The following is a 25,442-nucleotide window of genomic DNA, read 5'->3' on the forward strand; positions in this document are numbered from 1 at the left end:
TCCTGACGGGCCGAAACCCCCCTGGTCGGAACGACAAGCGGTCACCTCCCGGCCCGGAGGCCCGGTCAGCGGCCAACCCCGCGCCGCAGGGGAGCGACGCAGGGCCGGTGAACGCGTGTCGCGGGTCCGTGGCGGTCGTGGTGTTCGGTCAGATTCCCTTACCACAGTGCCAGGAGCTCTCTCGCCTTAGGTTGATGCATACTCGCGTTTTGTAGCCGCGACCGTCATAGTGCCAGCCAGTGTTTACCTGGCCGCCATTTTTCACTAGGTAATAGTTCGAGATAAGTTTGTATTTTCCGCCGTTATGACTCCTTTCCAGTTTCATCCCGCATGAGGTGCTCGAGGAGTAAACGAGTCCTTGGGCATTCCAGCGGCCGCCGATCTTTTTCGTGTTGATCCAGCCCTTGCAGGTGCCGCGTTTGACGACGGACGCAGGTTCGAACCCGTCAGGATGAACGGCCGCTCCCCGCTGATTCGACGCGATCGGCTGCGACTTGCCGGGAATGGTGTAGGTCGGTGCCGTCGCCGCCATCATGGCAGCGACGACCGCCGCTGGCCGATGAGTACCGCGGGCCGAGGCTACGACTTCCGCGGGGGCGGCAGCAGCCGTTCCGGTCAGCACCAGACCGGCGCCGGCGAATGCCGTAACGGCTAGCATGACTGTTTTTCGGGCGGACATTACGCACCTTTCGGTCATGGCGATATCGCCAACTTCAGAGTTTCCCACGATGTATCTGGTGAGATGACTCTGATTGTCTACTGGAAGTCACCTGGAGGTCATTGGCGCTGAGCGCACGAGTCTTTGATGTTCAGAGCAACAGCGACGGGCGGTACTTCGATGTTGGAGCAGCAGTGCAGTCTTGATCTACCGACTTCCGAACGGTTCGATTGGTGGTGCGATATGGCCGCTCAAGAGATCGTCCCCACCATCGTCCACAGTGACCGGCGAACCAATTTCTACGCGTCCGTAAAGCTCCTGCAGCTCGGGTCCGTGAACGTGTCAGAGCTTGAGTACGATGACATGGGCTCCACGCGCACTCCCCGGTTGATCCGGCAAGCCGATCCAGAGCGGTGGATGTTGGCCCTGGTCTCTAGAGGGTCCATGTGGGTCGAGCAAAGCCGCAGCCGTGCCGAGCCGTCACTCGGCGATCTGGTTCTCTATGACACGTCTCGCCCATTTCGATCGCAGATCCTGGACCAAGGCAGCCCATGCCGCACAGTCCTGCTACAGCTCCCTAGAAAAGCGTTGCCCCTCCCCGAACAGATGCTGCGAGCACAAGTGGCGCGGCCCATATCGTCAACGCGCGGCTCGGCAGCGCTCCTCAGCCGATTCCTGGAGGGGACCCTCGAACATGCCAAGACATTGACATCAGATGAATGCACCCGCCTGGAAGCGGTGATCATCGGTCTAATGACTACCGTCTTTGCGGCCGACGCGGAAGATCTGATACCTCCGCAGACCCGACAGCAGGCGCTCTTACAGCAGGTTAAGGCATTCGCACTCGGAAATTTGCATGACCCCCGCCTATCACCCACGATGATCGCTGCGGCACATCATATTTCGGTGCGGTACCTCCATCACCTATTCCACGAGGATGGGCAGAGCGTCGGTGAATTCATTCGCTGGCAGCGCCTGGAGCGCTGTCGCACCGACCTGGCCGACCCGCGGCTGATCAACCGGACCGTCACGGACGTGGGCGCACGATGGGGATTCCGGGACGCCGCCGTCTTCAACCGGGCGTTCAAAGCGGCGTACGGGATTCCTCCAGGTCAGCACCGCCGACGGCAAGCGCCGACACCGCCAGGGCCATGACAGCGCGTGAACCTACCGCCCCACCAAGCCGACCGCGCCGGCGTCACCGTTCGCGGCTTCTCCTCTGCGCCATGTCGATCGGCACGGAATTGGTGGCGACCATCGAGCCTGCTCATCTGTCAAACAGCGCGGCGCCTTCGCACCACAGACGTGGGTCTGTCCAGCTAACCGTACAGTCCCCCAGGCGTCGATGTGCGTACCCCGGGGCTGGGTGAGCGGGTCGAGACCCTGGTTTCGTCCGCGTGTAGTGACACCGTTTGTCGATGAGTCTGGGCAACCTCCCTGATCGTCAGGCTGCCGTTTTCAGCAACGGCTAGGTCGTGTCGCTGAACCGTTCGACGCGTCGGGTGGGGGCCGTATTCGATCAGGGGATGTCGATCGTGTTGAGGACGCCGGGAGTCGACGAACTGGGCGAGGCTGTGCGCGCACTGCGGAAGTGGCAGTACGACGGGGCGCCGATGCAGTTGCATTCCGGGAGACCTCGGCTGGCACTGGCGGTTCGGCTCCCAAACGACGGCCGCGGCGGTGCGGACCTGGGGCCGCGACGGACGGATTCTCGCAGTCGGGCTTGTGGATTCCGAGCTGGTGCGTCTGGCCGTCGCGCCCGAGGCTTGAGAGGACGATGAACTGGCCCGGCAGATGGCTGAGGACGTGACGCAGCCTGAACGCGGCGTTCTGCCGGAGGACAGGGCCTACGTCGAAGCGCGCTGGGGCGGACTGTTCCAAGAGTTGCTGCGGGAAGACGGATGGGAGCCCGACGAGCCGTGGATCCCGCTGTCACGCGGCCTCCGCGAGCCAGTGGAGGACTGTGGAGTCCGGATCGAAGTGATCGGTCCTGAGCAGGCCCATGTGCGGGCTGCGGTTCAGCGCGCGGCGTTCGACCGGTCGACGTTCACCGACGAGCGCTGGCACACGATGGCCGCCGGACTGCCGTACGCCGATGCCCGGTGTTCGGCCGCGTACGACGAACAGGGCGACGCGGTGGCGGCCACGACCGTGTGGTCGGCCGGCCCGGGAAAACCCGGGTTGCTCGAACCGCTGGGTGTGCACCGCGAACATCGCGGCCACGGTTACGGCACAGCGATCGCCGTCGCCGCTGCGGCCGCCCTCCAGGAGATGGGCTCGTCGAGCGCGATCGTCTGCACCCAGAGCTCCAACGCCGGAGCCGTCGCCACCTATCGGTCGGCCGGTTTCCAACAGCTCCCGGAAGTGCGGGACCTGCGCCGGAGTGCCTAGGGCTGTTGAGCCAGTACAGGTCTCGCGGCCAGATAGAGCGCGGCGTGATAGTTGCGGCAAGTCTTGTCGCTACGCCGCGCGATGGCCGCGCCATTGCCCGAGTTCGTTGAAGCAGCGCTCGACAACATTGCGGTCTTAGTGATGCTCTTGCCCTTTAGCTATCCGGCCACAGCACCGTCGTTCAATCTCACCGCGATCACTCCCCTCGTCACCATGGCCGTCGCTCAAACCAACGCACAAACGTTGCTTGCTTCTTACGGTCACGGCCAAGAGCCCGATCACGCAGAGGGGGAATCAGTCGGTGAGGTCCCGCCGGTGCGCCTGCGCACTGCCAGGCTCACACGGCACGGTCGTCGGTCGACTGCGGCCATCGGGGCCTCGGCCTGCCGCTGCTCATCCGTGAGCCGAGCGGAAGACCCGCTGGATCCCTCCTGATACCGCTGTGAAGAAGGGCTCTGGACTATTCGCGGAGGACCACGTGGCGGTTCTCGACCGGTTCGTCATGTGGCCCGTAGGCCGTAGAGGGTGTTCTTGCCGATGGCGGTGGAGCAGGTGAGGATGAGGGTGCCGTCGCCGGTGGTGATGACCTGCTGCGGTTTGGTGGCGTGGTAGCTCCACAGCAGGCGTCCGGTTTCGGCGTGCAGGGCGTAGGTCATGCCGTAGTAACCGGTCAGGTAGACGACGCCATCGAACCGGCCGCACACGCCCTGGAAGGTCCCGCCGTCGAATCTCCAGCGTTCGTGGCCGTCGGTGACGTCCAGGGCGTGCAGTGTGTTGCCGCCGGCGTCGATGACATACACCGCCGAGTGATCCGCTACCGGTGCCGCGTCGCTCTGTCCGAAGGCGGTCTTCCAGCGGACCTGACCGGTTCTGGCGTCGAGCGCGTAGAACGGTGTGCCTTCCTGACCGCCCACGTACACGGCGTCGTTGGTGGCGAGCGGCTGGCCGAGGAGTCTGCCAGAGGCGTACTGCCAGCGCTGCTTGCCTGTGACCATGTCGATGGCGCAGACGTTCGGGGTGGTGGTCTCCGCGCCCTCTCTGAAGGTGACGGTCGTGTCGGAGACGCTGATCCAGGTGATGTCGCCGGCACCGGAGCCGCGTATCCATCGCCGGTGGCCGGTGGCCCGATCCAGGCACATCAGATTCGAGGAGCCGGCACCGTCATCGGCCCAGCCCGCCACAGCCGTGTCCACCACGTTGAACAGGGTGAAGGGCGCCTCTGCGGACCACAGCCGCTTCCTGGTGGTGTCCTTGAGCGCGTAGAGCCGGGTATCGGTGGCCGCGTAGAGCGTGTTGCGGCCTTGGGCGACCGCGCCGATCACCGGCTTGTCGGGGGCGGTCCATCTCCAGCGTCGCGCGCCGGTCGCGGGATTCAGGCCGGAGAGCACATCACCGAATTCACCTTCGGTCACCACGCGTCGTCCGCGTCTGACACCCGGGCGATCAGCTCCCTGATCGCGCCCCGCGCACGCGTCTCTCACCTCATTTCCAGCGGGTCACTGGTGCTTTGGTGCCAGGAGACCGTCCACCACCAGTTTTGCCAGGGTCTCCGCCCGGGCAAGGCGGTCCGCGTGCTGCATGCGTTCGGGGCTGCCAAGGCGCCGCGCGAGAGGGTCACGGACCAGTCCCGACACGGGAGCGATGATGGCGAAGAACACGATGTCCGTCGGGACCCGAGTCATGCCTCCCGACGCCATCAGCCTCTCGATGCTGGGCAGGACGAGGGCGAGCGTCGGCTCGATGTAACGCTCGTAGAGGTAGTCGAGCCGCTCGGTCTCTCGTGCGGACTCATCAGTCATCAACATGGCCAGGTACGGCTCGTCGATGCTGACCCGGTAGAACTCCATGACGAACTGCCGCACCACGTCCGCGTCGTCACTCCCGGGAGCCGGTGGCGCCATGTCCCTGAGTTGAGCGCCGAGCGCGGCATCCACCACCGCACGCCAGTAAGCCGCCTTGGAACCGTAGCGGTCGTTGATGAAGGTGGGTCCGACCCCGAGACGGCGCGCGAGCTCCCGCGCCGACGCCCGGTCGTATCCGAGCGTCGCGAACGCCTCCAGGCCCCGCTGCAGCACGTCCCGTTCCGCGGGCACCGCACTGGAATCCGCCCTGGGACGGCCCGGGCGTCGGGTGGTACTCGGCTCGTCTCCCAACCATCCTCCTCAGCCGGCTGCGCAGGCGCCTGCCCGACAGTAGGACCAGCGTAGCCGTCACGATCTTCGCAGCTGAGCACCGCTAGGTCAGCACCACATCGCGGATCGGTGCAGCCCCTCCTGCCTGAACCTCGCTTGACACGGAGCGAGCAAGAGGTAATCCTACACATGTAGGATTTAATCCCGGGTCGCTCACAGGGCGCCCTGACGAAGCCATCCACACACCCCGGGTGGAGTATCCGCTCGCCCGCACTGCAGGTTTCCTTCCACCCGGCATTGTGACCTCGGATAGTACGAAACCATTTCGTAGGCATTCGGGCTCCACCGGTTCAGGGGACCTCACAAGGAGCCACTATGCGTAAGACCACCGTCGGCGCGGCCGGCATCGCCGCCGCGCTCATCGCCTCACTCACCCTTCCCTCGGGAGGAACGGCTACGGCGACGACCGCCGACTCGTCCGCAGCGCACCCCACCGCGCCCCAGAAGGGGCTGTCCGAGACCAGTGTCCCGGTCCTGGTCGATCCCGCCGCGAACCTCACCTACGACCCCGACCAGCCCGACCAGTCCTGGTACCTGACCGCGCACGTGAGTGCAGGGGGCCACCGGTACGGCTTCCTGGGCCACTACCGCAACGGCGGCCTCGGCAAGCAGGGTGGCGCCATCTCGAGGGTGTCGGTGGTCAACGAGGACACCGGCTGGTACACGAGGTCGGAGATCCCCCTCCCCTTCGGCAAGGGCCTGTCCGATAAGCAGGGCGTGGACATCCACACCGACAACCTCACCTGGACCGGCGACGCCAAGGAGATGAAGCTGCACGCCAAGGTCCCCGAGGGAACCATCGACGCCACGCTGCGCCCCCGCGGAAGCGTCCTTTACAACCTGGGGACGGGCTACTTCCCCATGTTCGGTGAGGCGAAATACTCCAACTACGAATACGCCCTGCCCACCGTGGAGACCTCCGGGACCCTCACCCTCAACGGCCGGACCGAGAAGCTCCGCGGCCAGTCCTGGCTGGACCGCCAGTGGGGACCCCTGCCCGACCTCAGCACCGGCAGCGCCTCCTGGTCCTGGATGAACCTCGACCTGTCCAACGGCGAGAAGGTCAGCGTCTGGAACCAGAAGTACGGCGACAAGACGAACAACTTCGCGACCATCGTGAAGCCCGACGGTACCCAGACCGTCACCGAGGCGACCCTCACCCCCGACGAGTCCACCCGCTGGACCAGCCCGACCAGCGGCAAGAGCTACCCCACTCGCTGGAAGGTCAGCATCCCCGGCGAACACGCCAAGCTGAACGTCACCGTCTACGCCAAGAACCAGGAAATGCTGGTCCCCGGACCCGGCTACGAAGGCAGCGCCGCCGTCACCGGCACCTACGACCACCGCCCGGTCACCGGCACCACCTACATCGAACTCGCCGGAAAGTAGCGTCGATCGGTCAATGGCCCCGGCACCGCCCCATGAGGGTGGCGCCGGGGCCATCAGGGGGATATCCCTCCAGGCGTGGAAATGATCTTGGCGGGTAGATGATCGACCAGGGAGATCGCCCATCGAATTCGGGGGGATTCGAAGCCATGACCATGATCGAGGGGAATGACAGCGTCGGCCAGGCCGGGGCCGGCGTCGGCCCGATGGCGCCGATGCCGGGCGGTGGCCAGGATGTGCCGATCCGGGACCCGCGTGCCGACGCCGCCACGTCACCACCGCGGCGCGGCCCACGTGGCCTGCGGCCGAGAACCCTGCACGTCCGTCCCGTCGGGCCGCGGCGTTCATGAGTGGGCGCACGATCGCGTACTGCCGGATCTCGGCCCGGGACCAGAACCCCCAGCTGCAGCTCGACACGTTGCGCGAACACGGGTACACGCCGGGGTTGAGTAGTAGCGGTACAGCCATCAACGCCAAGCAGTCGATCTTGGGGGCCTAGCAGGTCGGAGGCACGATCGTGGGGCCCTGATCCCGGGCGACGAGCTGCGACCTGGGGCTAGTCGGATTGGGGGCGCTGGTCGTCCGTGCCACGGCGGCGGGCTATGAGCTCGTCCTCGATGCGCCGGAGAGTGGCGTTGACGATCTCGATGGTGTCGGGGTCGTCGACGATGCCCTGGAGGGTCCTGTCCCAGTTGTCGCGGAGGTACTGGAGATTCTGGTCGGCCTTCTCGGTGGGGTACAGACGTACAGCTCGGGCGTTGCGGTCGTCCACGACGCGGTCCACGAGGCCCCTCTTCTCCAGGCCGCGCAGTACCCGGCTGAAGTTGCTCGACGGAAGCAGGGTCGCCTCCGACGCGGCTCGCGCAGAGGTGCCGGGGTTGTGGTGGATGAACCGCATGACGCTGATCTCGATGGGCGTGCACGGCTCGAAGGCGGGATCGGCCGGGGGCCGCAGCTGCCGCCCCACGGCGAAGACCAGATCGGCCAGCTCGTGGAGGCTGGCGGCTTTGACATCGCTCATGCCGTGAGGATATCTATTGCCCGATAGCTATCACTTGATAGTATCGAACTGTGAGCACGCCCCTGGCCCGAAGGCCGCGGCGCTACTTGCGGGCAATCACCCCGACTCACGGATGAGGAAACCTCCCATGGATGTCAACGGAGCCGTAGTGCTCGTGACCGGAGCGTCGTCGGGCATCGGAGCGGCCACCGCACGGGCTGCCTCCCGAGCCGGTGCGCGCGTGGTGCTCGCCGCTCGCCGCGAGGAGCGCATCCGGCAGCTCGCCAAGGAACTCGGCGAGTCGGTGGCCCTGGCGGTGCCGTGCGACGTGACGGACCGGGCCCAGGTCGAGGCGGCCGTCCGAGCCGCGGTCGAGAAGTTCGGGCGGATCGACGTCCTGGTGAACAGCGCCGGCCAGGGGCTGCAAGCCACCGTCGACGTCATCGACCCCGACGACTTCCGGGCCGTCCTCGAACTCAACCTCGTCGCACCCCTGGTCACGACGCAGGCGGTTCTTCCGCAGATGCGCAAGCAGGGGGCCGGGGCCATCGTGAACGTGGGCTCCGGCATCATCTGGTCGACGCTGCCGGGATCCGGCGGGTACTCCGCCTCCAAGGCCGCTCTCCAGAAGCTCTCGGCCATCGCCCGCGCCGAGCTCGCCGACGACGGCATCGCCGTGTCGATGATGTTCCCGTCGATCACCGAGACCGAGTTCGTCGGCACGGTCCGCGGCAACGTCGAAGACGCACTGCGAATGGAGGCTTCCAGCGGACTGGCGCCTCAGTCGCCCGAGGGAGCCGCCGACACGATCCTCGACCTGATCAGGAGCGGCGCCGAGCAGGCCGACCTAGTCCCGGAAGAGTACGGCGGCACGCTCAAGAGCTGACTCGCCGGCAGCCGAACATGTCCCGACGCACACCATGGGGCCCGGCCAGGGCGCTGCGCCCCTCACACTGAAGGAGCCGTGATGGCAAACGAGTTGAACCACATCATCGTCCACTGCCGTAACCGGCGAGAGTCCGCAGCGTTTCTGGCCGACCTGATGGCCGCCTCCGCCCCCGTCGACTGGGGACGATTCACCCAGGTCAACACATCGAACAATGTCGGCATCGACTTCGCCGACGACCTGATCCCCCCTGACCGCATCAACGAAAGCCACCTCGCCTTCCTCGTGACCGACGACGAGTTCGACACGATCCTGGCGCGCCTGAAGAAAGACTCCGTGCCCTTCTGGCCAAACCCAATGAAATCCCGCGAAGGCGAGATCAACCACCTTTACGGCGGTCGTGGACTCTACACACTCGACCCCGGCGGCACGGTCCTGACCGAGTTCATCACCACGCCCTACGCCTAAGAGATGCCGGCAATACCGCGTGAGGAACCCCCACCGCTACACCGGGCAGACCCCACTTCCCCGCCTTGGGGCCGGAGGCGATCACCCGTTGCCGGGCAGGCCGACGCCTGGTGCTCGTCGCCGGGGTCGCCCTCCTCCGACTCGCTGGCTCGCCCGAGCCCCGGAGGAAAACGCCAGAAGCCCGGCCCTTTCAGCCTGCCGGCCAGTCGGTAAGGAGGGCCGTTCGGAGTTCGGCGGCGGTGGGGGGATCGGCCCCGGTGCGCGTGCAGTTGATGCGGCCGCCGCCACAATGAGCGACGGATCGACCGGAATTTCCGCCTCCTTGTGCGCCGCCTCATACCCGGCCTGCCGGAGGCGCTCGGTTACGTCAGCGTCGGAACCAGCAAGCCGTACCTGTGCGCCTTGCGGTCCCCAACGCTGGAGGCGGCTTGGTCATGGACCGATGTGCAGGTAGGGCGCGCAGATGTCCGGGACGTCGGATTGCCTTCGCCCAGCCGTTCGTCGTGGCCTGGTCCAGATCGCCGGCTTCGAGGTCGAGCCACAAGGACTCGCCGGGCACGGGGTTTACGACGGACAGGAATCTGGCGGCCTGCGAGGCCGCTGAGGAGTCCTCCGGACGTGCGAAGTGATACGCGCCGTGGTGTCTCGGCGGGAGGGGCGTTCCCACGCGGGACCGTCCTGGACACCCACTCCAAGTCCTGACCCGCGCTGCTGGACTCTCTCGACGAGTTGCGGGGCCGGGGCGTGCATTCATTGCGGCTGAGCAACGCCCGGCAAGATGCACAAGCGGATCGTGGGAGCTGTAAGACGTGCCCACGGGACGGCTCCGGATGCGGCCATGGCAGCGATAGCTGCCAGTCCGGTGGCGCGGGTCCGGGCGGGGCCGGCGTGCTCGGCGACGTTCAGCCGTCCATGCCGTCGTCTGCCCAGCCCTCCGGGGTGGGGGTGCGCCCATCGCCGCGGTCAGGAACGTCACCGCCCACCTGCGCGCCGCCTCGCCCGTTGCCGGGGCGGCGCAGGCGGTGGCGGGCTGCTGGTAGACCTCGGCCCGGTCGACGGCCGTGACGGCGACGATGCCCCTCATCCGGAAGCGCAGTTCCTGCGGGGACAGGCCGGGCAGGATGCGTGCGAAGGCCGCGAGATAGCGCTCACGGAGCGCGTCCTGTGCGAGGCCGGCCCAGGCGCGCACTTCCTCGGAGGGGGCGCTCAGGATCCGCACGAGCAGCCGCGATGTCTGGGCACCGCCCTCGGCACCGGTCGGCATCCCGTCGAACAGCGGGCCCACGAACGCCTCGACGAGCTCGTGGACGTAGGGGTCCTCGGTCCGGGCGAGGATGTCGTCGAGTCTGCTGCTCTGTGCGGCGTTGATGGGCTCGATCACACGGCGGGCGACCGCGGCCAGGCCTGGGCGTTCTCGGTTCCACCGAGAACGCCCAGTGTCTGTTCTAGGGTCGTTTGGCGGCCGTGGTTGCTCTGCGGCTGCTCGCGTGCCAGATCGCGTCAATACCGTCCCCGGGCTCCGCCGGAATGACCCCCCGGGGTTCGGTGGAGGCTCTGGACGGTGGCGGCCCGGCTCGTTCCGATCGCGGCAGCCGGGCTGTCGGCTCCAGCGTCGCGGTTCGCTGGAGCACCGAAACCTACGATGAAGCCGCCCTATTGCGCGGAGCCGGGGCCTTCTGCCTCACGGTCATCATCCGCCTGCGGGCTGCTCGACCGGTGGGGCCCCGCGGACGGTGTGAAGCCGGCGCAGGACAGGACTTCGAATCCCCGGCTGGGGAAGACGGCGTCCATGAAGAAGTCGTGCATCGCCGGATCGCCGTCGGCGCAACCGTCACGCAGCACGGTCACCTGGTAGCCACGGTCTGCCGCGTCGTAACACGTCGCAGCCACCATCGCGCTGGTCGCGACTCCGGCGATCGCGAGAGTGTCGACACCGGCCGCGCGGAGCACAAGGTCGAGGTCCGTGCCGGCGAACGCGCTGGCACGGCGCTTCAGCACGAGGACGTCCTCGTCGGCGACCGGCAGATCGATCGCGGTTCCGGCCGACCCCTCGTGGAAGGCGTCACCGGCTTCGTAGAACGTCCTGAACATTTCGTTTCCCGGCGGCAAGTCGGCCCCGTTGCCCCGGAAGGCGAAGTGCACGAACACGACGAGAGCCCCGGCCGCGCGGACGCGCGGGAGGAGTTCGGTGAGCGGCGGCACGACTTGCTTGGCGAACGGGTAATTGCTCGTGATGCCCTGCTGGATGTCGCCGACGATCAGTGCGGTGGTCACGACTGGCTCCCGTCCAACCTCTTCATCCGGCGTCCTGTGGTCAGCGGGACACCTGCTCCGGCGATCATGATAATCATCCGACCAGGGCGTTCCTCCCACGTGGGGCGGCATGGCTTCGGACCTGCCGTGCCGACCCGACCTCCGTGACCCGTCATCGATGGGGCGTGCGGATGAGCGAGCCGTCCCACGCGCGGAGCAGGTGGTGCAGCGCGGCGGCCGACTCGACGATCGCGGCCACCGAGCAGGTCTCGTCGGTGACGTGCGCCTGCTCGGGGTCACCGGGCCCGTACACGATCACCGCGGGGTCGCCGAGCTTGCCGGTGAGGACCGAGGCGTCGGTGAAATAGGTCGCGTACTCGGGCGGCCGTGTCGAGGAACCGGGCACGAGAAGCTCCATGACCCCCGTCACGTCCGCCGGGTCGGTGGCGACCCCCGGCAGGTCGACCAGCCGCTCGATGTCGACGCCCTCGCCGGAAAGACGGGTGATCTCGGCGACCGCGTCGTCGGAGCCGAAGCCGGGGATCGTACGGATGTCCAGGCACATCTCGGCGCGGTCGGGCACGAGGTTGGGCTGCGTACCCGCGTGGAAGGTGCCGACGTTCACCGTCGCGGGTCCGTACGCCGGGCTCACGGGCCAGCCTCGATATTCGTGGATCCGCGACGCCGCACCGGCGAGCGCGGCGAGCGCGTTGCGGCCCAGTTCCGGCCGGGAGCCGTGCGCGGAGATCCCAAGGGCGCTGACCTTGAGCCAGAGTGTGCCCTTGTGCCCGAGAACGAGCCGGTTGCCCGTCGGCTCGGCGACCATGAGCAGGTCGGTGGGGGTCAGCGAGGCCTCGTCGATCAGGGCGGCGCCGTCGCAGCCGGTCTCCTCGCCGAAGGTGAACACCAGTTGCACCGCGGTGTCGCCGGGACGTTCCCGGGCGGCGCGCACCGCGGCTTCGACCTGGCAGGCGACGCCCGCCTTCATGTCGCTGGCGCCGCGGCCGAGCAGCCGTCCGTCGCGGACCTCGCCGCTCATCGGGTCGAACGACCAGCCGGACTCCTCGGCGGGCACGGTGTCCAGGTGGCCGGTGAACGTGACCGGGATCCGCGGTGCCTCGGGTCCGAAGCGCGCGATGACGTTGGCCCTGCCCGGCAGCGGTTCGTCGACGCGGACGTCGAATCCCGCGTCGTCGAGCATGTTCGCGACCAGGTCGGCGGCCGGACGCTCACCACCGCCCCTGGTGTCGATGCGCACCAGCCGCCGCGCGAGCGCGAGCGCTCCGTCCTGCCCGGCCGCATCGACTGGTCCGGCTGATCCACCCATCCTCGGCCTCCTGATCAGTGCTGGGCTCACCGGCCCGGCCGGCGTGCCGCCCCCGCCCTGGTGCTGTCGCGCACCACGAGTGTCGGTACGAGCGCGATGCGGGCGGACGGGCCTCGGTCGGTGTCCCCGGCCCGGCTCGCCGCGGCCAGCAGCCGCACCGCCTCCTCGGCGATGCGGTCACGGGGCTGATCCACCGTGGTCAGCGCGGGCTCGCCGAGCCGCGAGAACTCGATGTTGTCGTATCCGGTCACCTGGACCTGATCGGGGACCGCGATGCCGTGCGCGCGGCAGGCGCGCGTGACCCCGAGAGCGATCAGATCGTCGGCGCACACGATCGCGTCCGGCATGTTCCCGGCATTGACGAGGCGGGCCGCGGCGGTCTCGCCCCAGTCGACGCTGTAGTCACCGAGGAAGACCTGATCAGGGTGGACGCTCATGCCCAGCTCCTCCGCGCGGCGCCGGAACCCGGCGAACCGCTGCTCGGTGGAGGAGTTGGTCATCAGGGAGCCGATGAAGGCCGCCGAACGCGCCCCGCCCTCATGGAGATGGTCCATGACCAGGCGCATCGCGGCGACGTCGTCCACGCCCACCCAGTCGGTGTTGGTACCGCCGACGAACCGGTCGAGTTGTACCAGCGGCAGCCGGTCCGCCGTCTCCTGGACCGCGGGGCCGCTCTCGGTGCCATGGCTCGGGCTGACGATGATGCCGTCGACGTTGCGCGCCGCGAGCGAGGACAGACGCCGGGCCTCGATCGCCGGGTCGGAGCGGGCATCGGAGAGGAACAGCTCCTTGCCCTCGCGTTCGAGCACGTGCTCGACGCTTTCCACCAGTGAGGTGAAGAACGGATTGGAGATGCTCGGCACGACCATGCCCACGGTGTCGGTCCGGCTGTTGCGCAGTGCCCGCGCGATGGGGTTGACCTGGTAGCCCAACTCCTCGGCCGCGCGCCGGACCCTGCGCTCCACCGCGGCCGAAACGGGTCCCTTGCCGGAGAGGACGCGGGACACCGTGGCCGTGGAGACGCCGGCGCGCTCGGAGACCTGGGCAATCGTGACGCGCTGCAATCGTTTACCTTCCCGACCCGCTCCGAGATGGGAGCGTCACTGATCAACAGCGACGAAGTCGAGTATAGACCCTTGACGTCCTGCGGATACGCCACCTACGGTTCAACCCAACTTCACTGCAATCGATTACACGAGGAGCGACATGGTGCGGGCCGCCGGAAGCGAGCAGGTACTGGGCGTGTTCCCTCCCAAGCCGAACGCGATCGAGGAGCTGTTCGGCACTCCGAAGGTCGTCATCGGCGTGATCCACCTCCCCCCTCTGCCGGGCAGCCCGCACTACGAGGGCGTTTCACTCGATGAGATCTCCGTGTTCGCGATCGAGGAGGCGCGGGCGTACCTGGAGGGCGGCTGTCACGGGCTCATCGTGGAGAACCACTGGGACATCCCGTTCCTCAAGCCGGGCGAGCACGGCTACGAAACCGCGGCGGCGATGGCCGTGGTGACCGACCGGGTACGGCACGCGCTGCTGGAGAACGCCGGTGGCCGTCTGGGCGTCAGCGTCCTGTCCAACGCCGCCGAGTGCTCGATCGCCTCCGCCTGGAGCGGCGGCGCCGGTTTCGTCCGGGTCAACCAGTGGGCCAACGCCTACGTCGCCAACGAGGGCATCATCGAGGGCCAGTCGGCGCACGCCACCCGCTATCGCAGCCGGATCGGCGCGGGCCCCGTCAAGGTCTTCGCCGACGTGCACGTCAAGCACGGCTCGCACTCGATCGTCGCCGACCGCACGCTGGCCGAGCAGACCGAGGACGCCGAGTTCTTCGGCGCCGACGTGCTGATCGCCACCGGGTCGCGGACCGGCGACGCGGCCGCACTGGACGAGGTCGAGGGCATCGCCGCGAACACCACGCTCCCGGTCGTGATCGGCTCCGGCATCACCGCTGCCAACGTCGGTGGGCTGCTGCCCGCCTGCGACGGCGTGATCGTCGCGTCGTCGGTGAAGGAGAACGGCCGCTGGTGGGGTCGCGTCGACACGGCCAAGGTCCGTGAGCTGACCGCCGCGGCGGTCAAGGCAGGCGTGGTCCTTCCGTGATCGTCTTCTGTGGCTACGCCAACACCGACCTGACCGTCCGCGTCCCGGTTCTGCCGGGACCCGGCGCTCGCGTGCAGGCCACAGGTGTCCAGTACGGCGAGGGCGGGATGGCGGCCAACGCGTCGGTGGCGGCGGCCAGGGTGGGGGCCGACGCGCGGTTCGCGGGTGTGGTCGGCACCGACCGGCTGAGCACGGCGTTCCTCGAGGCGCTCGCGGCCGAAGGCGTGGGTACGGCCTGGACGTCCCGCACGGCCGCGCTCACCACGGCGGTCATCCTGCTCACCCCCGACGGCGAGCGCTCGATCATCAGCCAGGACGACGCCGTGGACACCGACCACATCGCCGAGGTGGTCCGGGTCGCACGCGAGGCGGGCGCGGGTTGGCTCTACCTCGACGGCTACCGCTTCCCCGAGGCGGCCGCCGTGCTGGCCGGCCCGCCGGGGCCGCGCGTGGTGGTGGATCTCGACGGCTGCGACGGGCCGGAGGCGATGCGCGCCGCCCTGTCGGCCGCCGACCACGCGATCGGCGGCCGCGCGCAGGTCACCGAGTTCCTCGGCGACGACGCCGCCCTGGTCAGGGCCGCCGTGGAGCACCAGGTATACCTGGTGGTCACCGACGGTCCCCGGGGCTGGACGCTCCTGACGCCCGCAGGCGAACGCCACGGCGGCGAGGCCATCAAGGTGACCACGATCGACGCGACCGGTGCCGGGGACTGCTTCGCCGGCACCTACTGCGCCGAGCTGGACCGGGGGACGTCGCCGCTACAGGCAGCACTTTTCGCCGCCGTCGCGGCCGGCCTGTCGTGCACCCGCCCCGGTGCCCGCGACGGCCTCCCCCGCCGGGAGACCGTCAGCGCCTACCTCGACACCCATCCCGAATCGCGATCCGGCACGAAGGGCGGCCCCATCGCCGCTCACCTACCGGGCCCGGCCCCCTCCGAAGGAGAGGAGACATGATGCGACGCACGGTGACGGCCGTGGTCTCGCTCGGCCTGCTGCTGACGACGGTCGGCTGTGACGCGGCGGCCAGGCGCGAGATCGCCGCGGAGAAGAGGGCCACCGAGCAGGGGCCGCCCCCACCCGCGAAGATCGCCCAGTCCTGCAAGGTGAGCGGTCATACACCGAAGATCGGGATCGTCCCGATCAATCTTCAGGCGCTGTTCTTCAACCAGATCGACACCGGCGCGCAGACGGTGGCGCGCAAGGCCGGCGCACAGGTGCAGATCGTCAACGGCAACGACGACTCCACCACCCAGGCCAACGCGATCGACGACCTCGTGGCCAACCACTACGACGCGATCATCGTCGACGCAGTCGACACCGAGGGCATCAAGCCCGCGATCCGGCGCGCCAAGGCGGCCGGAGTGCCGGTCGTCGCCGTAGACGCCACCGTCGACGACCCAGCGGTCGCCACCCAGGTCGGCACGGCCAACGCCGAGGGAGGGAGGCAACTCGGCCAGGCGCTGCTCAAGATCACTGGCGGCCGCGGCGACATCGGTGTGGTCGGCGCCCTCAACAGCACGATCCAGAACGAGCGGCAGAAGGGCTTCACCGACGCGGTCACCGCCAAGGGCATGAAGATCAAGAACGTGGTCGACGGGCGCAACATCCAGGAGAACGCCCAGACCGCCGCCGAGAACCTGCTCACCGGCGCCCCGGACCTGAAATACGCCTACGCCACCGGCGAGCCGGCCCTCATCGGACTGGCGGCCGCGGTCGTCAGCCAGCAGCGCACCAAGGACCTCAAGGTCGTCGGGTGGGACCTGTCCTCCCAGGCGGTGGACGGGCTGCGGGCCGGTTGGATCCTCGGCGTCGTGCAGCAGAACACCTTCCAGTTCGGCTACGACGCGATGAACGCGGCGATCGATCTGGCCTGCCACCGGACCGTACCCAGGAACATGCCGGTCCCGACCCAGATCGTCACCCCCGCCAACGTCCGGAACTACCTCTACTACCTGGAGAAGTGATGAGCGATACCTCGCTGGTCACCCTGAGAGGGATCACCAAGTCGTTCGGCCCGGTGCAGTCACTGCGAGGCGTCGACCTCACACTTGCCCCCGGAGAGGTGCTCGGCCTCGTCGGTGACAACGGCGCCGGGAAATCGACGTTGATGAAGGTGCTGGCCGGGGCCATCCAGCACGACTCCGGCCAGATCACCGTCGACGGCCGCGACGTCCGCTTCGCCAGCCCCGCCGACGCGCGGCGCGAACGGATCGGCATCGTCTACCAGGACCTCGCCCTCTGCGACACCCTCGACGTCGCGAGCAACCTGTTCCTGGGGCGCGAGCCGCGTAAGGGCCCGTTCATCGACCGCAGGGCGATGCACGCGAAGGCCGCCGAGACCCTGTCGGAACTGCACGTCCGCGTGAAGTCGACGTATCAGGAGATCGGCCGGCTGTCCGGCGGCCAGCGGCAGGCGGTGGCCATCGCGCGGGCCGTGTCGTTCCAGCCGCGCGTGCTGATCCTGGACGAGCCGACCGCGGCACTGGCGGTCGCCGAGGTCCGCCAGGTCCTCAAGATGATCCGCGACGTCGCGAGCCAGGGGGTCGGGGTCATCTTGATCACCCACCGCCTGCAGGACCTCTTCGAGGTCTGCGACCGGATCACCGTGATGCATGAGGGCCGCAGCGTCGAGGACGAGCCGATCTCCGCGCTGGACATCGAGCGGCTCGTCGCCATGATCACCCGTTCGGGCAACGGGTCCGACACCAAGGAGGTGGCCTGACATGAGTGTCGAGGCCGTGCCGGCCCCCACCGTGCTCGCCGAGACCCCCGGCTGGTGGGAACGTTCGAACAAAGCGACCCTGGCCATGGCCGGCGTCACCGTCGTGCTGTTCCTCTGTTTCGGGATCGCCGCACCCAACTTCCTGACCTTCGGCAACATCTCCAACCTGGCCACGCAGGTGGCGATCACCCTGATCGTCGCGGTGGCCATGACCTTCGTGATCACCACCGGGCAGATCGACCTGTCGGTGGGCTCCACGGTCGCGTTCGTCGCCACCCTCACCGCCGAGATGCTCCGCGCCGGATGGGACTCCTCCCTGGTGATCATCGCGGCGCTGCTGGCCGGGCTCCTCTGGGGCGCCGTCAACGGCTGGCTGTCGGCGTACCAGAAGATCCCCCCGTTCATCGTCACCCTCGCCACCATGTCGGTGATCCGCGGCCTGGCGCAGCTGTGGACGAAGGGGTTCTCCGTGCCGATCGACCGGCGGCTGTACGTCGCCAGGATCGGTGCGGCGAAGTTCCTCGGTTTCTCCGCGCTGGCCTGGATCGCGCTGGCCGCGGTCGTGCTCGGAGCGGTGATGCTGTCCACGATGCGGTTCGGCAACTACGTCAACGGCATCGGCTCCCAGGAGGAGTCGGTCCGCCGCGCCGGCGTGAACACCGACCGAATCAAGATGATCACGCTGATGCTGGCCGGTCTGGCGGCCGGAGTGGCGGGTCTGCTCACCGCTGCCCGGCTGGGCTCCGGCTCGGCCAACTCCGGGCAGGGCTTCGAGCTGACCGTGATCGCCGCGGTCGTCCTCGGCGGCACGAACCTGTTCGGCGGCCGGGGGACAATGGTCGGCACGATCATCGGAGCGGTCATCACCGGTGTGATCGCGAACGGCCTGACCCTGCTCGGCGTGAGCCCGTTCCTGACCCCGATCGTGACCGGTCTGGTGCTGCTCGCCGCGATCTGGATCAACCTGCGGGGCCGTACCATCGCCGACCTGTTCGCCCACCTGACCCGCAGGCCATGACCGGCACCACGGTGACGACGGTGACCGGGCCCGTACCCAGCGCGGAACTCGGCCTCACCCTCACCCACGAGCACCTGCGCAACGACGTGCGCAAGGCGGTCACGGCACCGGACGACCCGCGGCTGGGCTTCCTGCGCGACGCCCGGACCACCCCGGCTCTGGCCTGGCTGCTGCGTGAGCAGCCGTACGCCTGCCTCGACCACTGCGTACTCGACGACCTCGACGCGATGCTGGCCGACCTACGCGCGTTCGCCTCCGCCGGGGGAGGCACGATCGTCGACGTCACACCAGGCGGCCTCGGTCGCGACCCGCTGGCGCTGCGTTCGCTCGCCGAGCGCAGCGGCCTGCGGATCGTCATGGGCTCCGGCTGGTACCTGCAGGCGCACCACCCGGCGCACCTGTCATCGGCCGGGGAACGCCGCCTCGCCAGGGAACTGGTGGCCGAGTTCACCGGAGGGGCCGACGGCACCGGGATCCTCCCGGGCGTCATCGGGGAGATCGGTGTGTCACCGGACTTCACCGAGGACGAGCACACGGCGTTGCGCGCCGCCGCGCGCGCCCAGCGCGAGACCGGAGTCCCTCTCTACGTCCACCTGCCCGGCTGGCAGCGCCGGGCGCATGAGGTCCTCGACATCGTGCTGGGCGACTACGGGGTACCGCCCGGCGCCGTGGTGCTCTGCCACATGGATCCCTCGCACGACGCCCCCGACTACCAGTACGCGGTCGCCGACCGTGGTGTCTGGCTTGAGTTCGACATGATCGGAATGCCGTTCCGGTATCCGGGAGAGGGACAGTCCCCGGCACCGCACGAGACCGCGCGCGCCATCGCGCGGCTCATCGGACGCGGGCACGGCGAACGCCTGCTGCTCAGCCACGACGTGTTCCTCAAGAGCATGCTCACCACGTACGGCGGCAACGGTTTCCGGTACGTCCCGACCCTCTTCATCCCCCGGCTGGTCGAACACGGCATCGCCCCCGAGGTCGCCGAAGACCTCCTGCGAGCCAACCCCGCCCGGCTGTTCGACCATGCGGCGTCCTGACCGAGCACCGGTCCCGAACCACAAGAAATAAGGAGTACACACAGTGAGTCGCGTGCTGATCGCGGGCGAGAGCTGGATCACCCATTCCATCCACGTCAAGGGGGTGGACTCGTTCACCACGAGTTCCTACGCCGAGGGCGTCGGGCCGCTGCGCCGCGCGCTGGAGAGCCGCGGACATGAGGTCGTGCATCTGCCGGCCCACCTGGTGCCCGCGCAGTTCCCCGGTGACGCCGCCGCGCTCGCCGAGTACGACGTGGTCGTGCTCTCCGACATCGGTGCGAACTCTCTGCAACTCTCCCCGGAGGTGTTCGAGCGGGCACGGCCGGGCGCCGACCGGATCGACGCGCTACGCGGCTGGGTCGGCGACGGCGGTGGCCTGCTGATGATCGGCGGCTACCTCTCCTTCACCGGTTTCGAGGCCAAGGCCGCCTACCGCAACACCGTGCTGCACGACGTACTGCCGGTCGAACTGCTCCCCGAGGACGACCGCGTCGAACTGCCCGCGGGTGCGCGTCCGCAGGTCACCGGCGCGGGCCACCCCGCGCTCGGCGGAGTCACCGGCGACTGGCCGTCGCTCCTGGGCTACAACCGCGTCCGGACCCGGCCCTGGGCGGAGATCCTGGCCACGCTCAACGGCGACCCCCTGGTCGCCGTCGGCGACCACCTCTCGGGGCGTGTGGCCGTGTTCACCTCCGACTGCTCGCCGCATTGGGCGCCGACGTCCTTCTGCGAGGAGTGGGACGGCTACGCCGACCTGTTCGGTGGCCTCATCGAGTGGCTCGCCCAGTGAGTGAGCGAGACGAAGGCGCAGTGCCTCCGACCACCTCCCCGAGGAAGGAAGGCTCGTGACCGAGCAGAGCCGGCGGATCGACGAGCGGAACACCCGCGGTCACTCCCGCGACGGGATGATGAGCCGATCCCGGCGGCTGCTCGGCTCGTGCGCCGAGACCATGGAACGGGCGCTCGGCATGCGGTTCGTCGAGGAGGTCGCCGCCGGAACCATCGGCGACGCGGCCTACGCCGACTACCTGGCGATCGAGGAGTCCTTCGTCGAGACGGCCGCCCGCCTGCACGGCCTGGCCGTGTGGGACGCCCCGGACCGGACGGCGATCGAACGCAACGCGCGGGCGGTCCACGCACTGACGACCGAGCAGGCGGACTACTTCCGCGCGGCCCGCGCCGCCTGGCCCGTCCCGGCCCGCCCTGACGCGGTCTGGCGGGCGGGCGTGCTGTCGGAGTTCGCGCTGGCCGCCGCGCGTGAGGGCGGGTACCCGGCCGTGATGACCGTCCTCTTCGCCGCGGAGAGCTTGTATTCGACCTGGTGCACCCGCGCGCACGAGCAGGGCGATGTCCCGTCCGGACCGATCGGCGAGTGGGTGTCCCTTCACGCCGACGCGGAGTTCCGCGCCGGCGTGGACGCGCTCGCCGCACAGGTCGACGCGTTGCCCGACGACGTCCCGGACGAGTGCCTGGCCCGCTGGTTCAACGGAATGCTCGAAGCCGAGATCGCCTTCCACGACGCCGTGTTCCTCCACGAATCGGGGTGAGACGGCCCGCCGCCCGGCGGCGGCACGCTGCGACGGGAATGGGTCGTGCACGGACCTGTCGGCGGCCGGGAAGCCGGCGTTCTCGACCGGGGCGCCGGTGGTGGAGGAGGCGGGCATGCTGGATCTCGGATTCGGCGACGGCGGCGACGCGCTCTGGCTCGCCGGCCAGGGGTGGCAGGTCACCGCCACCACGTCCTGCTCATCCGCCGCACCGTTGGTGACCGGACGGTCGTCGCCGCCGGAGGCGCGGACGAGCAATCACCCTGGAGTCGCCAGCGCGGTCCGTGCCAGGTCGCGTAGCCAGACGTGGGCGCGGTCGGTGTCGTAGCGCTGATGCCACGACAGGTACACCGGGGCCGGCGGCAGTTCGAGGGGCAGTGGGAGCAGGGCCACGCCGAGGTCCGCGGCCGCTGAGCGCGCGGTGGATTCGGGGGCTGTGGCAAGGAGGTCGGACCCGCGCACGAACTCGAACGCGGCCGCCTGGGTGGGCGCGGTCGCCACCACGCGCCGGGTGAGGCCGAGCCGCGTGAGAGCGTCGTCGAAGGCGTTGCCGAGCGTTCCGCGCCGCGAGATGGTGATGTGCTCGGCCGCGGCGTACTGCTCGGCGGTGACGGCCTCGACACGGGTGAGCGGGTGCCCCCGCCGCACGACGATGACGTGGGGGCTCTCGGCCACCCGCTCGGCACGGATGTCGGACTCGGTACGGGGGTTCGCGTTGGCCTCGAGGTCGACCTCGCCGCGACGCAGTTCGGGAGTGTCGATGCTCGACTCCGCGATGAAGCGCAATCGCACGCCCGGCGCCTGCTCGCGTACCGCCGCGAGTAGGGCGGGGCCGCCGCGGGCGACGAGTGAATCGTGCCAGCGGAGTGTGAAGGTGCGCTCCAGCGTGGTCAGGTCGAGGTCGCGGCTCGGCGCCAGCACGCCCTGGACCTGCTGCAGCAGTTCGTGCACCTGTTCCCGGACGGCGATCGCGTACGGCGTCGGGGTCATCGTGCGCCCGGTGCGCACCAGGATCTGATCCCCCGTCGTGCGCCGGATCCGGCCGAGGCTTCGGCTCATCGCGGGGGCGGTGACGTGCAGGCGCTCGGCCGCTCCCGCCACGCTGCCCTCCTCGAGAAGCGCGTCGAGCGCGGCGAGCAGGTTCAGATCCAATTGCACGCGAGTCATCCTAGCCGTGCTTTACATGCAGTTGTGGTTAACGATGGGCCGGGCATACCGTCGAGAACACGGGCGCAACGAGCACGGTTCCGCCCGAACCACCTCCTCTCCTCTGCTCTGACGGGAGTACCGCCATGCCCGAATCGATCCAGGACACCGCCACCGCCGCCGGGCCCGCGTCCGACGCCGACCTGCTCGCGCAGACCGCGGCCGCCGTGCGCGCGGCCGGCTCGGTGCTGCGAGAGCGCTTCGGCGACGTGGTCCGCCACCAGACCCGGGACGAGCTGATGAGCGCGCTCGCCGCCAATGACGACGCGGCCCTCGACGTCCTTCGCCCCCGCCTCTCGCGCCTGCGCCCGGACGCCCGCTGGGTGGAGGAGGAGCTCGAGGGCGGGGCCCTGCCTCCCGGCGAATGGTGGGTCGTGGATCCGGCCGAGGGCAACGTCAACCATCTGCACGGCCTGCCGGAATGGGCGGTGACCGCCACCCTGGTGCGCGACAACCAGCCGGTGCTCACCGCGGTCCACCTGCCGCTGACCGGCCAGACCTACACCGCGCTCGCGGGCGCCGGCGCTCACCTCGACGGCCTGCCGCTGCGCGTGTCCGAGACCACGACCCTCGGCCTGGGCATCGTGGCCACGAGCCAGGCCAGGCCGGACGAGGACGAGGCGACCGTACGGCGCGTCGGCGCCTCGATCACCGCCATGCTCCTCGACGCGCTCGTGGTGCGGACGTCCGTACCCGCGACCCTGCACCTGCTGAACGTGGCCGCCGGCCGGATCGACGCCTTCTGGCAGTTCGCCGGGGCCCGCGCGGACCTGCTCCCCGGCGCGCTGCTCGTCACCGAGGCCGGCGGACGGATCTCCGACGCCGAGGGCCGCCCCTGGACACCGGAGAGCGGGAGCCTCCTGGCCGCCGCGCCCGGCGTGCACGCCGAAGCCGTCGCCACGCTCTCCCGCTGACCGCCCACGAGGACCACGAACACCGGAAGGACCGGATCACCATGACCACGATCGCCGTTCTCGGAAACGGCCGCGTCGGCGGCACCCTGGCCAGCGGCCTCACCCGGGCCGGGCATGAGGTGAGAGTGGCGGACCGCACGCCGGGCTCCGCCGCCGACGCGGCCCGGACGGCGCGGATCGTCATCAACGCCACGCCGGGCGACGGCTCGCTGGAACGGCTCGTCGCACTGCGCGAGGACCTGCGGGGAAAGATCCTCATAGACGTCTCCAACCCCACCGCCGACGGACCGGACGGGCTGCCCGCCGGCCTGCTCTACCCCGGTTCGAGCCTCGCCGAGCAACTTCAGCAGGCGCTCCCCGGCACGCGCGTCGTCAAGACGCTCAACACGATGCTCTACCCGGTCATGACCGCGCCCGCCGCGCTCGGCAGGCCGCCCACCGCCTTCCTCTCCGGCGAGGACCCGGAGGCCAAGCAGGTCGTCCGGGGAATCCTCGCGGACCTCGGCTGGCACCAGGAGTGGATCATCGATCTCGGCGGCATCGCGACCGCGCGGGCGACCGAGGCCGCGATCCTGTTCGTACCGCACGTGATCCGCTCCAGCGGATTCGCGCCCTTCGCGGTCTCGATCGCCCGCTGACGGCCCGATGCTCCTCTTCCTGACTCAGGTCCGTATTGGAGCCGTTACCTGGCGGTCGGCGGTGTGACGGCGGCGCCGGGGTGGACGCCGGTGGAGTAGACGGGTCCGGTGACGGCGCGGACGGGGCCGCCGGTGATGGGCAGGCCGCCGTTGGGTACGTACGTGGCCTCGTCGAAGGTGCTGCCGGAGGGCGCGTTCGCGACCTCGACGGCCGGCCAGGCGCGTCCGCCGGTGACGGAGGTGGAGATGTAGTCGCCGACCATGCGGCCCTGGCTGGTGTCGGCGATCCACGACAGCGTCATCGGCCCGGCGACCTGGATGGGGGTGCTCCAGGTCGAGCCGCCGTTGGTGGAGGAGGTGTATCCGACGGTGAGCCCGCAGGTGGCGGCGGTGCAGTTCGCGGTCGGATAGCGGTAGTAGGTGAGGCCGAGCCTGGCGGTCGATCCGGAGGTCGCGCCGTCGACGCCGATGCCGGGGATGAAGTGGTCGCCCCCGTCGCTGGTGACGCGGGTGACGGGTCCCCAGGTGGTCTCGCTGGTCGACTTGCTCATCACGATGTCGTTGGCGGGGCAGCCGGACTGGAACCGGCAGTCCTGCCAGGCCACGTACGCGGTTCCGGCCGCGTCGATCTCGGCGGAGGGCAGCGTCTCGGAGCGCAGGTCCCCGGCGACCTGATGGTCCTGAGCCGTGGCGACCAGCACCGTGGAGCTCCAGTTCGAGCCGCCGTTGGTGGAGCGGAACGAGCGGATCTGACCGCTGTTGCTCAGATACGGCACCAGAACGGTGCCGTTGGGGCGTACGACGGGCTGACCGCCGAGGCCGGTGGCGCTGGTGGAGTGGACGGTCCAGGACGCGCCGCCGTTGCCGGAGGTCGCCATCTTGACGGCGTTACCGGCGCCGTTGTCGTCGAACTCGGTGTAGCAGGTGCCGTAGTACGGGCTGGAGGCGGTGTTGTCGCAGGCGATCCAGTTCTTGTCCAGGCTTCCGCCGGTGGCCGTGGTGACCGGGTTGGTCCAGGTCAGGCCGCCGTCGGTGGACCGGCTCGTCACGACGGCCGCGCCGGTGACGCCACCGCTGTCGGTGAGCGCGAGCGAGGAGATCATCCAGGTGTTGTGCCTGGCGTCGTAGGCGACGGACTCGTCACTCGTCCGGTCGTACGGGCCGTTGCCCTGGAACTTGGTGAGGCCGGGCAGGAACCCGTGGGTCCACGTGGAGCCGCCGTTGGTGGAGGTGGCGAATCCGGCTCCGGAGGCTCCTCCGTCGTAGAACCTGCCGACCTGGAACGCGGAGACGATGGTGCTGCCCGCGGAGAACGTGTCCGGCTCGACCTCGGTCCGGTGCTGGCTCGTGGTGTTGGTGTACGGGTCGGTGCTCACCTGGGTGAGCGCGACGTTCGCCGACGCCGGTCCACCGCCGAGAAGTAAGACCGCTGCCGCGATCGGGGCGGCGAGAGGGAGAGTCACGACTTTACGCGTGCGGAAACGCCGGCTCACGGCAACCTCCTGAACGCTGCGGCGCTGAGGCCGGCACGGGGCGGGGCCGGCGGGGTCACTCAGGCCGAGCGCCCCCAAATGTGAATCGCACCGGGTTTCGTGTCAATGGCCGACATCGGGGCCGAGGCTTCCTTTCCTTCTTTGACCACAGGCGGCCATTGGGGAACTCCGGGATTGTCCGTCCCTCACTGGTGGATCTACGTTCCG

Annotated in this window: 25 protein-coding genes; 15 read left to right on the top strand and 10 right to left on the bottom strand. The window is 69.1% G+C overall.

Annotated features, from left to right (window positions below; genetic code table 11):
• Positions 1-148: 148 nt before the first annotated feature.
• Positions 149-679, bottom strand: coding sequence for a hypothetical protein (locus NDW01_RS26145; RefSeq protein WP_252824798.1), 531 nt, complete (start codon positions 677-679; stop codon positions 149-151).
• 159 nt (positions 680-838) lie between these two features.
• Here NDW01_RS26145 and NDW01_RS26150 point away from each other — a divergent pair, with 159 nt between their 5' ends.
• Positions 839-1,813: a helix-turn-helix domain-containing protein gene (locus tag NDW01_RS26150; RefSeq protein WP_252824800.1), complete on the top strand. Its 975-nt coding sequence runs from the start codon at positions 839-841 to the stop codon at positions 1,811-1,813.
• Between the two features lie 639 nt (positions 1,814-2,452).
• Positions 2,453-3,049, top strand: coding sequence for a GNAT family N-acetyltransferase (locus tag NDW01_RS26155; protein WP_252824803.1), 597 nt, complete (start codon positions 2,453-2,455; stop codon positions 3,047-3,049).
• Positions 3,050-3,549: 500 nt separating this feature from the next.
• Here NDW01_RS26155 and NDW01_RS26160 read toward each other — a convergent pair whose 3' ends face one another.
• Both NDW01_RS26160 and NDW01_RS26165 read right to left on the bottom strand, forming a co-directional pair.
• A complete protein-coding gene (locus tag NDW01_RS26160) occupies positions 3,550-4,530 on the bottom strand; it encodes a PQQ-like beta-propeller repeat protein (protein WP_252824806.1) in 981 nt (326 codons plus the stop codon).
• Positions 4,531-4,545: 15 nt separating this feature from the next.
• A complete protein-coding gene (locus NDW01_RS26165; protein WP_252824808.1) occupies positions 4,546-5,124 on the bottom strand; it encodes a TetR/AcrR family transcriptional regulator in 579 nt (192 codons plus the stop codon).
• 432 nt (positions 5,125-5,556) lie between these two features.
• Between NDW01_RS26165 and NDW01_RS26170 the strand changes: the two genes are divergently transcribed.
• The gene (locus NDW01_RS26170) at positions 5,557-6,630 is read left to right on the top strand and encodes a lipocalin family protein (protein WP_252824811.1); all 1,074 of its coding nucleotides are present in this window, start codon (positions 5,557-5,559) and stop codon (positions 6,628-6,630) included.
• 553 nt (positions 6,631-7,183) lie between these two features.
• Here NDW01_RS26170 and NDW01_RS26175 read toward each other — a convergent pair.
• Entirely contained in the window at positions 7,184-7,648 is a 465-nt protein-coding gene (locus NDW01_RS26175) for a MarR family winged helix-turn-helix transcriptional regulator (RefSeq protein ID WP_252824813.1), read from the bottom strand.
• A 127-nt stretch (positions 7,649-7,775) separates the two neighbouring features.
• Here NDW01_RS26175 and NDW01_RS26180 point away from each other — a divergent pair, with 127 nt between their 5' ends.
• Both NDW01_RS26180 and NDW01_RS26185 read left to right on the top strand, forming a co-directional pair.
• Positions 7,776-8,513 (top strand): SDR family oxidoreductase, encoded by a 738-nt coding sequence (locus NDW01_RS26180; protein ID WP_252824825.1) that lies wholly within the window; start codon positions 7,776-7,778, stop codon positions 8,511-8,513.
• An 81-nt stretch (positions 8,514-8,594) separates the two neighbouring features.
• On the top strand, positions 8,595-8,981 hold the full coding sequence (locus NDW01_RS26185) for a VOC family protein (protein WP_252824827.1): 387 nt from the start codon (positions 8,595-8,597) through the stop codon (positions 8,979-8,981).
• Positions 8,982-9,348: 367 nt separating this feature from the next.
• Here the strand turns inward: NDW01_RS26185 and NDW01_RS26190 are convergent, their stop codons facing one another.
• From NDW01_RS26190 to NDW01_RS26205, 4 genes are all read right to left on the bottom strand, one after another.
• A complete protein-coding gene (locus NDW01_RS26190) occupies positions 9,349-10,362 on the bottom strand; it encodes a hypothetical protein (protein WP_308211780.1) in 1,014 nt (337 codons plus the stop codon).
• A gap of 272 nt (positions 10,363-10,634) precedes the next feature.
• Entirely contained in the window at positions 10,635-11,255 is a 621-nt protein-coding gene (locus NDW01_RS26195; RefSeq protein ID WP_252824830.1) for a cysteine hydrolase family protein, read from the bottom strand.
• 151 nt (positions 11,256-11,406) lie between these two features.
• Positions 11,407-12,561 (bottom strand): M20 family metallopeptidase, encoded by a 1,155-nt coding sequence (locus NDW01_RS26200; RefSeq protein ID WP_252824866.1) that lies wholly within the window; start codon positions 12,559-12,561, stop codon positions 11,407-11,409.
• 26 nt (positions 12,562-12,587) lie between these two features.
• On the bottom strand, positions 12,588-13,625 hold the full coding sequence (locus NDW01_RS26205; RefSeq protein WP_252824869.1) for a LacI family DNA-binding transcriptional regulator: 1,038 nt from the start codon (positions 13,623-13,625) through the stop codon (positions 12,588-12,590).
• A 142-nt stretch (positions 13,626-13,767) separates the two neighbouring features.
• Between NDW01_RS26205 and NDW01_RS26210 the strand changes: the two genes are divergently transcribed.
• The 8 genes from NDW01_RS26210 to NDW01_RS26245 are packed head-to-tail and all read left to right on the top strand — an operon-like array spanning position 13,768 to position 20,984.
• Positions 13,768-14,655 carry a BtpA/SgcQ family protein gene (locus tag NDW01_RS26210; RefSeq protein WP_252824883.1) on the top strand — a complete coding sequence of 296 codons (888 nt, stop codon included), beginning with the start codon at positions 13,768-13,770 and terminating at the stop codon, positions 14,653-14,655.
• The gene (locus NDW01_RS26215) at positions 14,652-15,611 is read left to right on the top strand and encodes a carbohydrate kinase family protein (RefSeq protein ID WP_252824886.1); all 960 of its coding nucleotides are present in this window, start codon (positions 14,652-14,654) and stop codon (positions 15,609-15,611) included. The genes NDW01_RS26210 and NDW01_RS26215 overlap by 4 nt, the downstream gene beginning before the upstream one ends.
• Positions 15,608-16,621 carry a substrate-binding domain-containing protein gene (locus NDW01_RS26220; RefSeq protein ID WP_252824888.1) on the top strand — a complete coding sequence of 338 codons (1,014 nt, stop codon included), beginning with the start codon at positions 15,608-15,610 and terminating at the stop codon, positions 16,619-16,621. Before NDW01_RS26215 ends, NDW01_RS26220 begins: the two co-directional genes overlap by 4 nt.
• Positions 16,621-17,379, top strand: coding sequence for an ATP-binding cassette domain-containing protein (locus NDW01_RS26225; protein ID WP_252824900.1), 759 nt, complete (start codon positions 16,621-16,623; stop codon positions 17,377-17,379). The genes NDW01_RS26220 and NDW01_RS26225 overlap by 1 nt, the downstream gene beginning before the upstream one ends.
• Position 17,380: 1 nt before the next feature.
• Positions 17,381-18,397: an ABC transporter permease gene (locus tag NDW01_RS26230; RefSeq protein ID WP_252824902.1), complete on the top strand. Its 1,017-nt coding sequence runs from the start codon at positions 17,381-17,383 to the stop codon at positions 18,395-18,397.
• Complete coding sequence (locus NDW01_RS26235) at positions 18,394-19,437, top strand: phosphotriesterase family protein (RefSeq protein WP_252824905.1); 1,044 nt, start codon at positions 18,394-18,396, stop codon at positions 19,435-19,437. Before NDW01_RS26230 ends, NDW01_RS26235 begins: the two co-directional genes overlap by 4 nt.
• A 43-nt stretch (positions 19,438-19,480) precedes the next feature.
• Positions 19,481-20,227, top strand: coding sequence for a glutamine amidotransferase (locus NDW01_RS26240; protein ID WP_252824908.1), 747 nt, complete (start codon positions 19,481-19,483; stop codon positions 20,225-20,227).
• 55 nt (positions 20,228-20,282) lie between these two features.
• A complete protein-coding gene (locus NDW01_RS26245; RefSeq protein ID WP_252824910.1) occupies positions 20,283-20,984 on the top strand; it encodes a TenA family protein in 702 nt (233 codons plus the stop codon).
• Positions 20,985-21,242: 258 nt separating this feature from the next.
• Here NDW01_RS26245 and NDW01_RS26250 read toward each other — a convergent pair whose 3' ends face one another.
• Positions 21,243-22,142, bottom strand: a complete 900-nt coding sequence (locus NDW01_RS26250) for a LysR family transcriptional regulator (RefSeq protein WP_252824912.1) — start codon at positions 22,140-22,142, stop codon at positions 21,243-21,245.
• Between the two features lie 134 nt (positions 22,143-22,276).
• Between NDW01_RS26250 and NDW01_RS26255 the strand changes: the two genes are divergently transcribed.
• Positions 22,277-23,104 (top strand): inositol monophosphatase family protein, encoded by an 828-nt coding sequence (locus NDW01_RS26255; RefSeq protein ID WP_252824914.1) that lies wholly within the window; start codon positions 22,277-22,279, stop codon positions 23,102-23,104.
• A gap of 41 nt (positions 23,105-23,145) precedes the next feature.
• On the top strand, positions 23,146-23,742 hold the full coding sequence (locus NDW01_RS26260; RefSeq protein WP_252824917.1) for an NADPH-dependent F420 reductase: 597 nt from the start codon (positions 23,146-23,148) through the stop codon (positions 23,740-23,742).
• Between the two features lie 44 nt (positions 23,743-23,786).
• On the opposite strand, the gene NDW01_RS26265 is transcribed toward NDW01_RS26260, so the two are convergent.
• Positions 23,787-25,205 carry a sialidase family protein gene (locus tag NDW01_RS26265; protein ID WP_252824920.1) on the bottom strand — a complete coding sequence of 473 codons (1,419 nt, stop codon included), beginning with the start codon at positions 25,203-25,205 and terminating at the stop codon, positions 23,787-23,789.
• Positions 25,206-25,442: the final 237 nt, after the last annotated feature.

Origin of the sequence: Actinoallomurus soli (assembly GCF_024055715.1) — a bacterium.
In the GTDB taxonomy this organism is placed as follows: domain Bacteria; phylum Actinomycetota; class Actinomycetes; order Streptosporangiales; family Streptosporangiaceae; genus Actinoallomurus; species Actinoallomurus soli.

What these genes read in the sequence shown, in the direction of transcription:
- NDW01_RS26145 (WP_252824798.1), bottom strand. Translation starts at nt 679, where the DNA reads ATGTCCGCCCGAAAAACAGTCATGCTAGCCGTTACGGCATTCGCCGGC.
- NDW01_RS26150 (WP_252824800.1), top strand. Translation starts at nt 839, where the DNA reads ATGTTGGAGCAGCAGTGCAGTCTTGATCTACCGACTTCCGAACGGTTC.
- NDW01_RS26155 (WP_252824803.1), top strand. Translation starts at nt 2,453, where the DNA reads ATGGCTGAGGACGTGACGCAGCCTGAACGCGGCGTTCTGCCGGAGGAC.
- NDW01_RS26170 (WP_252824811.1), top strand. Translation starts at nt 5,557, where the DNA reads ATGCGTAAGACCACCGTCGGCGCGGCCGGCATCGCCGCCGCGCTCATC.
- NDW01_RS26175 (WP_252824813.1), bottom strand. Translation starts at nt 7,648, where the DNA reads ATGAGCGATGTCAAAGCCGCCAGCCTCCACGAGCTGGCCGATCTGGTC.
- NDW01_RS26180 (WP_252824825.1), top strand. Translation starts at nt 7,776, where the DNA reads ATGGATGTCAACGGAGCCGTAGTGCTCGTGACCGGAGCGTCGTCGGGC.
- NDW01_RS26185 (WP_252824827.1), top strand. Translation starts at nt 8,595, where the DNA reads ATGGCAAACGAGTTGAACCACATCATCGTCCACTGCCGTAACCGGCGA.
- NDW01_RS26200 (WP_252824866.1), bottom strand. Translation starts at nt 12,561, where the DNA reads ATGGGTGGATCAGCCGGACCAGTCGATGCGGCCGGGCAGGACGGAGCG.
- NDW01_RS26210 (WP_252824883.1), top strand. Translation starts at nt 13,768, where the DNA reads ATGGTGCGGGCCGCCGGAAGCGAGCAGGTACTGGGCGTGTTCCCTCCC.
- NDW01_RS26220 (WP_252824888.1), top strand. Translation starts at nt 15,608, where the DNA reads ATGATGCGACGCACGGTGACGGCCGTGGTCTCGCTCGGCCTGCTGCTG.
- NDW01_RS26225 (WP_252824900.1), top strand. Translation starts at nt 16,621, where the DNA reads ATGAGCGATACCTCGCTGGTCACCCTGAGAGGGATCACCAAGTCGTTC.
- NDW01_RS26230 (WP_252824902.1), top strand. Translation starts at nt 17,381, where the DNA reads ATGAGTGTCGAGGCCGTGCCGGCCCCCACCGTGCTCGCCGAGACCCCC.
- NDW01_RS26235 (WP_252824905.1), top strand. Translation starts at nt 18,394, where the DNA reads ATGACCGGCACCACGGTGACGACGGTGACCGGGCCCGTACCCAGCGCG.
- NDW01_RS26255 (WP_252824914.1), top strand. Translation starts at nt 22,277, where the DNA reads ATGCCCGAATCGATCCAGGACACCGCCACCGCCGCCGGGCCCGCGTCC.
- NDW01_RS26260 (WP_252824917.1), top strand. Translation starts at nt 23,146, where the DNA reads ATGACCACGATCGCCGTTCTCGGAAACGGCCGCGTCGGCGGCACCCTG.